Source organism: Fortiea sp. LEGE XX443, assembly GCF_015206815.1.
Classification (GTDB): Bacteria; Cyanobacteriota; Cyanobacteriia; order Cyanobacteriales; family Nostocaceae; genus Nostoc_B.
In genome coordinates, this window is record NZ_JADEXZ010000037.1 from 45,666 (window position 1) to 54,999 (window position 9,334).

Annotated in this window: 5 protein-coding genes; 1 reads left to right on the forward strand and 4 read right to left on the reverse strand. The window is 35.9% G+C overall.

What is annotated here, in order from left to right; all coding sequences use genetic code 11:
* Positions 1 to 52 precede the first annotated feature (52 nt).
* From IQ259_RS15130 to cas3, 3 genes are all read right to left on the reverse strand, one after another.
* Positions 53 to 1,072, reverse strand: a complete 1,020-nt coding sequence (locus tag IQ259_RS15130; protein WP_193886144.1) for a YhcG family protein — start codon at positions 1,070 to 1,072, stop codon at positions 53 to 55.
* Between the two features lie 269 nt (positions 1,073 to 1,341).
* Positions 1,342 to 1,569 (reverse strand): hypothetical protein, encoded by a 228-nt coding sequence (locus IQ259_RS15135; RefSeq protein WP_228014550.1) that lies wholly within the window; start codon positions 1,567 to 1,569, stop codon positions 1,342 to 1,344.
* A 296-nt stretch (positions 1,570 to 1,865) separates the two neighbouring features.
* Entirely contained in the window at positions 1,866 to 4,043 is a 2,178-nt protein-coding gene (gene cas3, locus IQ259_RS15140; protein ID WP_193886165.1) for a type I-D CRISPR-associated helicase Cas3', read from the reverse strand.
* Between the two features lie 97 nt (positions 4,044 to 4,140).
* On the opposite strand from cas3, the gene IQ259_RS15145 reads away from it, so the two are divergent.
* Positions 4,141 to 5,007, forward strand: coding sequence for a YafY family protein (locus IQ259_RS15145; RefSeq protein ID WP_193886146.1), 867 nt, complete (start codon positions 4,141 to 4,143; stop codon positions 5,005 to 5,007).
* Positions 5,008 to 5,014: 7 nt separating this feature from the next.
* Here IQ259_RS15145 and IQ259_RS15150 read toward each other — a convergent pair.
* On the reverse strand, positions 5,015 to 9,334 hold a 4,320-nt coding region (locus tag IQ259_RS15150; protein ID WP_193886148.1), incomplete at its 5' end, for a hypothetical protein.

Here is a 9,334-nt window from a genome sequence, read left to right on the forward strand (position 1 = left end):
CTTCTCCCTTCGGAACAATAATCTTCAAAATTTAGTTGCTCACTCTATAATTCTATTCAAATTCTTCCAGTAATTTGGCAACTTGCTCAGGAGCAGGAAGTTGATTTTGTAAATCTTGAGGCAATGTAGAAAATACTTTATAAGTCGCTACACCAATGGGTTTATTTGATTCTCGTAGTGCATATTCAACAATAGTTTTATTTTTGGACTTACAAAGAATAATTCCAATTGATAGATTTTCGTCTGGTAGTCGAGATAAATCATCTAACGCTGCTAAATAAAACTGCATTTTTCCTACATACTCAGGTAAAAAATCTCCAGTTTTTAACTCAACAGCAACTAAACACTTTAATTGACGATGGTAAAGCAATAAATCAATAAAAAATTCCTGTTCACCAATTTCTAAGCGATACTGACTACCAACAAAAGTAAATCTGCCCCCCATTTCTTGCAGGAATGGTTCAACTCTGGCTAAAATTGCTTGCTCTAATTGCCGTTCGCTGTGTTCATCTGCTAATTCTAAGAAATCAAAAGTATATTCATCTTTTACTGCTAGTTTTAATTGGTTACGAATTTTTGCTGGTACAGTTTGGTTAAAATTCGTTTGATTTAGGAGAGTTTTTTCATAAGTTTGATTTTCAATCTGGTGAATCAAAACATTCTTTGTCCAACCAAACTTACGAGTCATTTTGATATAAAACTCTCGTTCTAGGTCATCTTTGCACTTCTCTAAAATGACTATATTGTGAGTCCATCCAATTTCTGCCACCATTGGTGGCAGAATTTCTTTTGAGTGATATGTCAGATAAAAATCTCGCATTCTCCAAATATTACGAGCAGAAAATCCGCTAATACCAGGAAACTCTGTTTGTAAGTCTTTTGCTAACTGTTCCACTACAGATTTACCCCAATCTGCTTCCTGCTGTTGGGTAACAATCATCTTTCCAATATCCCAGTAAAGGGCAATGAGTTCTCTATTTACTGCCTTCAGTGCTTCATATTGAGCAGAACGAATGCGCTGTTTAACTTCCATTAGCAAATTTCTGTATTCGTCTGGAATTGGTTTACTCATGGCGGTAAATATTCAAATTAATTCATCATGAACTTCCAATATTTTGAAGTTTTTTAACTACTCTTTCTTGGTAGGAGGAAAGAGGAAAGCTTGATTTAAACTTACTGTTTTAAGGTTTAGCATTATAAGTGACTTATTCAACCATCAGCCAAGCTGTTGGGGATTAAGACTGCTTACGCCTGAGCTTAATACCGCAAGCTGGTACTTCCCTCTTGCAAGGGAATTCTCTATTTAAATTAGAAAATTCCCCAGATATGCTATCGAATTGGCTATGCTGCTAACAACCGATATTCAAATTGGTTATAAGCAACTTGCCTTTTCTCAACAAAGTACCCTTTCTTGCGAGCTTCAAATACAGTGTGTCCAAATCGAAAACTAACCTTTGCAGCTAGTTCATCGCTCGAATGCCATTTACCGTCCTTGAGGATTGCAATCAATTTTTCAAGGTTTGTCGATTTGACAAGCATAGTATTTCCCTTATTTACAAGTTTTGACATACAGCCACAACAGCCCAAATGCTTGTTATATTTGAGCTTTAGCGATTTGTATAATCTGAAACTACATAAAACGACACCTCTTGTCAAGTAATTTTTTTTGTTTACTATAAGTTCAGACTTATTCAACACTTGATAAGCATTGACATATTCAACCCAATCATGAAATGCTTTTAAGTGAGATGGCTTACTGGCACAAAATAACTTAATTAATCCCTATCAGGGATTGAAACGAATAAGTCTGTGCTTAAAACCGTAAGCTTTTGTCTCAAAAATAATCCCTATCAGGGATTGAAACCTCAAGCAATCCATATCTCATCTCCTTTGCTTTTAAAGGTGTAGGCTAATGTATCAAGCAACAAAGCAGAATGACCAAAAGCTATACAATACGGTGCTGTCGTATCATGAACACTGTTTTGATCGCTAATTGGGTAAATCTGAAAGTGCATCGGTAGCCGTAGCCGCATCCGCACTTCCGCCACAGGATGGCGCAGCACGTAACAGACTAAACCTTCTTTCTTCAACTTTTTGTTAATTGCACCAATCCAGTAGTTTTCAGGTTGCCAAATTTCCACACCCTTTAAAATCTGAACTTTCCAAGCATCAGCGATCGCCTGCAAATCCCCAGAGTAGGTAAACTTCCAATTCAGTCTTTCCTCGCGGTAAGAACGCAACTTCATAAATGCTAGACAGTGAGCAAATCTACCTTTGGCGATAGGTTGTCCGGTACGTGCTGCGGTTTCTTTGAGTGTCCGTATAAATCCCGCTTCTGTCCAGACTTCAATTTCTAAATTACCTAAAATTCCAGGTAAATCGTAGGTTTTAAATCTGTCTACTTCGTTTTCTTCGGTTAAATCATACAAACCACATTGCAAAGGACTCGAACCGCGAAAACTAGCAGCATCATCTGCAATGGGATTTCCTGATTTACCTGATAGTGCTTGCCAATCTTTTGCCCAACCGGAAACACGTCCAGATACAGATTTTAAACTGGTGTCAAATACTTTTTCACAGTGTTTTTGAAAATTTTCGCGGCTTTGGGTGTACTGTTCTTTAATTGTGCGATCGCCTAATTTGCAAACCAAGTAAAATGACTGGACTGCACCCCAACGTTTGTAATAGCCGCGAAAATCATTAATTTGGCGATATTTATCAGCAATTATGTTATGAAAAGTGGGGCGATCGCAAATCTTATCTACCTCTAAAGGTGGTGTATCTCCCAGAAATAAACGTTCTACCAAGAAGTTAGGTACTAAAGCAAAAGCGGTAAAGTTTTGAAACTTAATTAGTTGACCGTCTTTTTCATAACCATCATGTCTACCTAATCGTCCCAAGCGTTGAATAAAGTTACCAGCATCAGAGGATTCAAAAATTAGGAAATTAATTTTAAAATCAACACCTACATCAATTGTGCTAGTTCCCAACACCAAATCAGCCGCCAAACTCCGCTCTTTTTCTCCTTTTCCTGATAAACCCGTATTTTCTCCTACTTTTAATCCATAGGGGTGCAGAATTTCTTGAAAAAACGGAGTCAACCGTTTAACTGCTGCAATTGAGTTAAGGATGATTGCGCCTTTACTCTCTGGATATTGCTGAAACTGGTCTAAAATCAAATTACTATTTTCTTTAAGCCAAGCTTCTGATGCTTTAAAACTCGCTTCTAAAGGAACAAAATTCAGTGAGATTGTCCGCGCAACTTGTCGCCATCCTTGGATTTTCAGTTGCTGTTCTTGTTCTAGAGTATCAGGAAATTGATATTTGTTTTGTGCCATCGGATTGATTTCCTGACAACGAAATCCCGCTTGTTCTAATTTACCAATTAAGTTGCTATCTGGTGTTGCTGAAAGAAACAGAAATTTTTTTCGGCGATTTGTGCAGCGAATTAACAAGATAGTATTAATCACACTGGCTATTTGTGGCGCAGCAAAAACATGAAATTCATCAAAAATAAACAAATCAAAATCTTTGTCGATTTTCCCCCATAGTTTATCGGGACTATCGCCACGAATTATGTAAGCCCCTCTATGTAAATAATGAAAAATATCTGGGTTGGTTAATAATGCTTCTCTTTGGCTTGTGAGAGTGCCAATTGCTGAACCTTTTTTCAATCCTTCATCTTCGGCATAAATTTCTAAATCAGCACCACTCAATCTGACTACGCGCGGTTGATTTTCGGGTTGAAATATTTCTATATATCCTTGAACTTGCTTTTCTTGATCACGTGCTAATTCATTAGTTGGGTAAAGCCCAATTGCTGAAAATTCACCCTGGAGAACTTCTAAATAAGCCGCCAAGCTTTTACCATCGCCTGTCATTGCAGTGTTGAATACTACGTCAATATTGGGATTACGTAGAGCTTCTAATGTTGCAGCTTGATGCCAAGAAAGCGGCCAACCTTTTGGTATTTGCACCCCATCAGGTGTGGGGACTGTTTGAGAATAAACGGGCTTGAGAGTGATTTTGTAACTTTCGGACATAAAATCAAATAGTGTCCGTAACTGGTTGTTAAAAACTATATTGGCACGCAAAATAGAAGTTGGCAAGATATATCCGTATAAAAGTGTCCGTACATAAATGAGTCGTAAAGGTCAGTCTATAACTCTATCGGTATCAGAACGAGATAAAGCTGAGTTAGAAAACTTAGCTCTAGAATTTGGTATGATGTGGGGCGATCGCCCGAATATCTCCAAACTGATAGAAGCGATCGCCCGTCATCATTTAACTATTGGTAAAAATCACGACTGGTCAGAGTCACGTATCCGTGCGCTTGACCGAGCGATGCGTTTGTTAGCAGATATTGGGCAAAATGAACAAGCGCAGATAATAGCACAAATGTTACTGGAACGTAGCGAACTACCAATACCTCTGCGAACCGACATCGAAAGTTTTTTAGGAAACTTACCCCCGCCTTGGCGTTTAGAAATAGATCGTTACATCTTACGTAAACAACCCTTTCAACTCAGTTATCAAGATGCAGCAAATAAAATATGGAACTTTACAGTACGCTACGCCAAAGTTAACCCCCACGAAAAGCGTCAATATCTTGATTGTTGGTGTGAAGAGACAGAAGGTAACTTTGACGTGGAAGAATTACAGCACAATTGGAGTTTGCGCTTGGATAGGATACAAGATGCTGCGGTTTTACCTATTGCGGGTGAGTGGCGTTCTGGTTTAGCAGAGATAGATGTAGAAATGTATCTCTTTGGTGGTTTAGCCTTTGCTTATCAACCCAAACCTGAAGACAAAATCAATGAATGGCTACCAGATACACAACGAGTGCGGCGAGTGATTAGGGGTGTGTCTACTACCTTTTGGTTTATTCGGGAAATCATGCAATATGCACCTGATTGTGTGATTGTATCGCCGGAGAATGTGCGATCGCTCATCAAAGAAAAACTCAAGACACTTTGCCAGAATTATGGCTTGAAAGTTGATTCCTGATATCAATTTACCAAGGTAAGCGCCCAGAATAATTATTTCCTCGGCGTTCACGTTCTATTTCTAAACGCCGTTGGAGCATTTTGTAGACTTCTCTTGCAAGAATTTCCAGAGTTTCTAATTCGTCTTCTGAAGAAGAATTTTTATTAGTTATTGAATTACTATAAGTCTCCTCATTTGATTCGGTTGAAGTTGAATTTTCAGAGGTAGTATATGCTTGAATAACTTGGTTAGATGTTTCATTTTTCCAAAAATTAGCTTTGTTTGGAGTTTTAATATGTTGCAATTGAGTAGATTTTAAAGGCTTTAATTTATTGTCCCATTGTTTCTTGTCTGTGAGCGGTTGTACAACAATAGTTGGGCTAATACTATCAACTTGATTATCACCAAACAATTCAGCAATACTCGACCATGAATTTGGTATATCTTGTTCTGGTGCTTTTTGGATGTGGTGAGCAGGAGTATGAGAAATAGGAACAGGATGAGGTATCTCTTGTGAGTCTATATCATCTGCAAATGTAGATGATATAAAGTCTGATGGTTGAGAAAGAGGCTGAAAAATTGAGATTTTTTTTAAGGCTTTAGGTAATTGAGGGATTTCCGGTTTCTCATGAGAATTTTGCTGTGCTTTTTTAGGTTGAATAACTGTTGAGTCTGAAGATGATGTGTGTTCTGATGATTGAGATGATGTTGATAGGTTTTCTATTTTTGGACTAGCAACAGAATCCTGATTATCTCGTCTTGGTTGAATAAGTCCAGTATTTGTTGATGATTGAGATGATGTTGCTAGATTTTCTATTTTTGCACTAGTAACAGAATCCTGATTATCTCGTCTTGGTTGAATAACTGTTAAGTTTGAAGATGATGTTTGTTCTGATAATTGAGATGATGTTGCTAGATTTTCTATTTTTGCACTAGTAACAGAATCATGATTATCTAGTTTTGGTTGAATAAATGTTGAGTCTGAAGATGATGTGTGTTCTGATAATTGAGATGATGTTGATAGGTTTTCTCTTTTTTGACTAGCAACAGAATCATGACTATCTAATTGTGCTTGAATGAATTCAGTATTTGTTGATAATTGAGATGATGTTGCTAGGTTTTCTATTTTTGCACTAGCAACAGAATCATGATTATCTAGTTTTGGTTGAATAAATGTTAAGTCTGAAGATGATGTGTGTTCTGATGATTGAGATGATGTTGATAGGTTTTCTCTTTTTTGACTAGCAACAGAATCATGACTATCTAATTGTGCTTGAATGAATTCAGTATTTGTTGATAATTGAGATGATGTTGCTAGGTTTTCTATTTTTGCACTAGCAACAGAATCATGATTATCTAGTTTTGGTTGAATAAATGTTGAGTCTGAAGATGATGTGTGTTCTGATAATTGAGATGATGTTGATAGGTTTTCTCTTTTTTGACTAGCAACAGAATCATGATTATCTAGTTTAGGTTGAATAACTGTTGATTCTGAGGATGATGTGTTTTCTAGTGGTTGAGATGATGTTGATAGATTTTCTCTTTTTTGACTAGCAACAGAATCATGATTATCTAGTTTTGGTTGAATCAGTCCAGTATTTGTTGATGGTTGAGATGATGTTGCTAGGTTTTCTATTTTTGCACTAGCAACAGAATCATGACTATCTAATTGTGCTTGAATGAATTCAGTATTTGTTGATGATTGAGATGATGTTGATAGATTTTCTATTTTTGGACTAGCAACAGAATCCTGATTATCTAGTTTTGGTTGAATAAGTCCAGTATTTGTTGATGGTTGAGATGATGTTGCTAGGTTTTCTCTTTTTGCACTAGTAACAGAATCATGACTATCTAGTTTTGGTTGAATAAATGTTGAGTCTGAAGATGATGTGTGTTCTGATGATTGAGATGATGTTGATAGGTTTTCTCTTTTTCGACTAGCAACAGAATCCTGGTTATCTAGTCTTGGTTGAATAAATGTTGAGTCTGAAGATGATGTGCTGTCTGGTGATTGAGATGATGTTGATAGGTTTTCTATTTTTGCACTAGCAACAGAATCATGACTATCTAGTTTTGGTTGAATCAGTCCAGTATTTGTTGATGGTTGAGATGATGTTGATAGATTTTCTATTTTTGCACTAGCAACAGCATCCTGATTATCTAATTTTGGTTGAATAAGTCCAGTATTTGTTGATGGTTGAGATGATGTTGATAGATTTTCTATTTTTGCACTAGTAACAGAATCCTGATTATCTAGTTGTGGTTGAATAACTGTTGATTCTGAAGATGATGTACTGTCTGGTGATTGAGATGATGTTGATAGGTTTTCTATTTTTGCACTAGTAACAGAATCCTGATTATCTAGTTGTGGTTGAATAACTGTTGATTCTGAAGATGATGTACTGTCTGGTGATTGAGATGATGTTGATAGGTTTTCTATTTTTGCACTAGTAACAGAATCCTGATTATCTAGTTGTGGTTGAATAACTGTTGAGTCTGAAGATGATGTGTGTTCTGATGGTTGAGATAATGTTGATAGATTTTCTCTTTTTTGACTAGCAACAGAATCCTGATTATCTCGTCTTGGTTGAATAAGTCCAGTATTTGTTGATGATTGAGATGATGTTGATAGGTTTTCTATTTTTTGACTAGCAACAGAATCCTGATTATCTAATTTTGGTTGAATAACTGTTGAGTCTGAAGATGATGTGTGTTCTGATGGTTGAGATAATGTTGATAGATTTTCTCTTTTTTGACTAGCAACAGAATCCTGATTATCTCGTCTTGGTTGAATAAGTCCAGTATTTGTTGATGATTGAGATGATGTTGATAGGTTTTCTATTTTTTGACTAGCAACAGAATCCTGATTATCTAATTTTGGTTGAATAACTGTTGAGTCTGAAGATGATGTGTGTTCTGATGGTTGAGATAATGTTGATAGATTTTCTCTTTTTTGACTAGCAACAGAATCCTGATTATCTCGTCTTGGTTGAATAAGTCCAGTATTTGTTGATGATTGAGATGATGTTGATAGGTTTTCTATTTTTTGACTAGCAACAGAATCCTGATTATCTAATTTTGGTTGAATAACTGTTGAGTCTGAAGATGATGTGTGTTCTGATGGTTGAGATAATGTTGATAGATTTTCTCTTTTTTGACTAGCAACAGAATCCTGATTATCTCGTCTTGGTTGAATAAGTCCAGTATTTGTTGATGATTGAGATGATGTTGATAGGTTTTCTATTTTTTGACTAGCAACAGAATCCTGATTATCTAATTTTGGTTGAATAACTGTTGAGTCTGAAGATGATGTGTGTTCTGATGGTTGAGATAATGTTGATAGATTTTCTCTTTTTTGACTAGCAACAGAATCCTGATTATCTCGTCTTGGTTGAATAAGTCCAGTATTTGTTGATGATTGAGATGATGTTGATAGGTTTTCTATTTTTTGACTAGCAACAGAATCATGATTATCTAATTTTGGTTGAATAAGTCCAGTATTTGTTGATGGTTGAGATGATGTTGATAGATTTTCTATTTTTGCACTAGTAACAGAATCCTGATTATCTAGTTGTGGTTGAATAACTGTTGATTCTGAAGATGATGTGTTTTCTAGTGGTTGAGATGATGTTGATAGATTTTCTATTTTTGCACTAGTAACAGAATCCTGATTATCTAGTTGTGGTTGAATAACTGTTGATTCTGAAGATGATGTGTTTTCTAGTGGTTGAGATGATGTTGATAGATTTTCTATTTTTGCACTAGTAACAGAATCCTGATTATCTAGTTGTGGTTGAATAACTGTTGATTCTGAAGATGATGTGTTTTCTAGTGGTTGAGATGATGTTGATAGATTTTCTATTTTTGCACTAGTAACAGAATCCTGATTATCTAGTTGTGGTTGAATAACTGTTGATTCTGAAGATGATGTGTTTTCTAGTGGTTGAGATGATGTTGATAGGTTTTCTCTTTTTGCACTAGTAACAGAATCATGATTATCTAGTTGTGGTTGAATAACTGTTGATTCTGAAGATGATGTGTTTTCTAGTGGTTGAGATGATGTTGATAGATTTTCTCTTTTTTGACTAGCAACAGAATCATGATTATCTAGTTTTGGTTGAATAACTGTTGAGTCTGAAGATGATGTGTGTTCTGATGATTGAGATGATGTTGATAGGTTTTCTCTTTTTTGACTAGCAACATCATCCTGATTATCTAGTTTTGGTTGAATAACTGTTAAGTTTGAAGATGATGTTTGTTCTGATGATTGAGATGATGTTGCTAGGTTTTCTATTTCTGCACTAGTAACAGAATCCTGATTATCTAGTCTTGGTTGAATCAGTCCAGT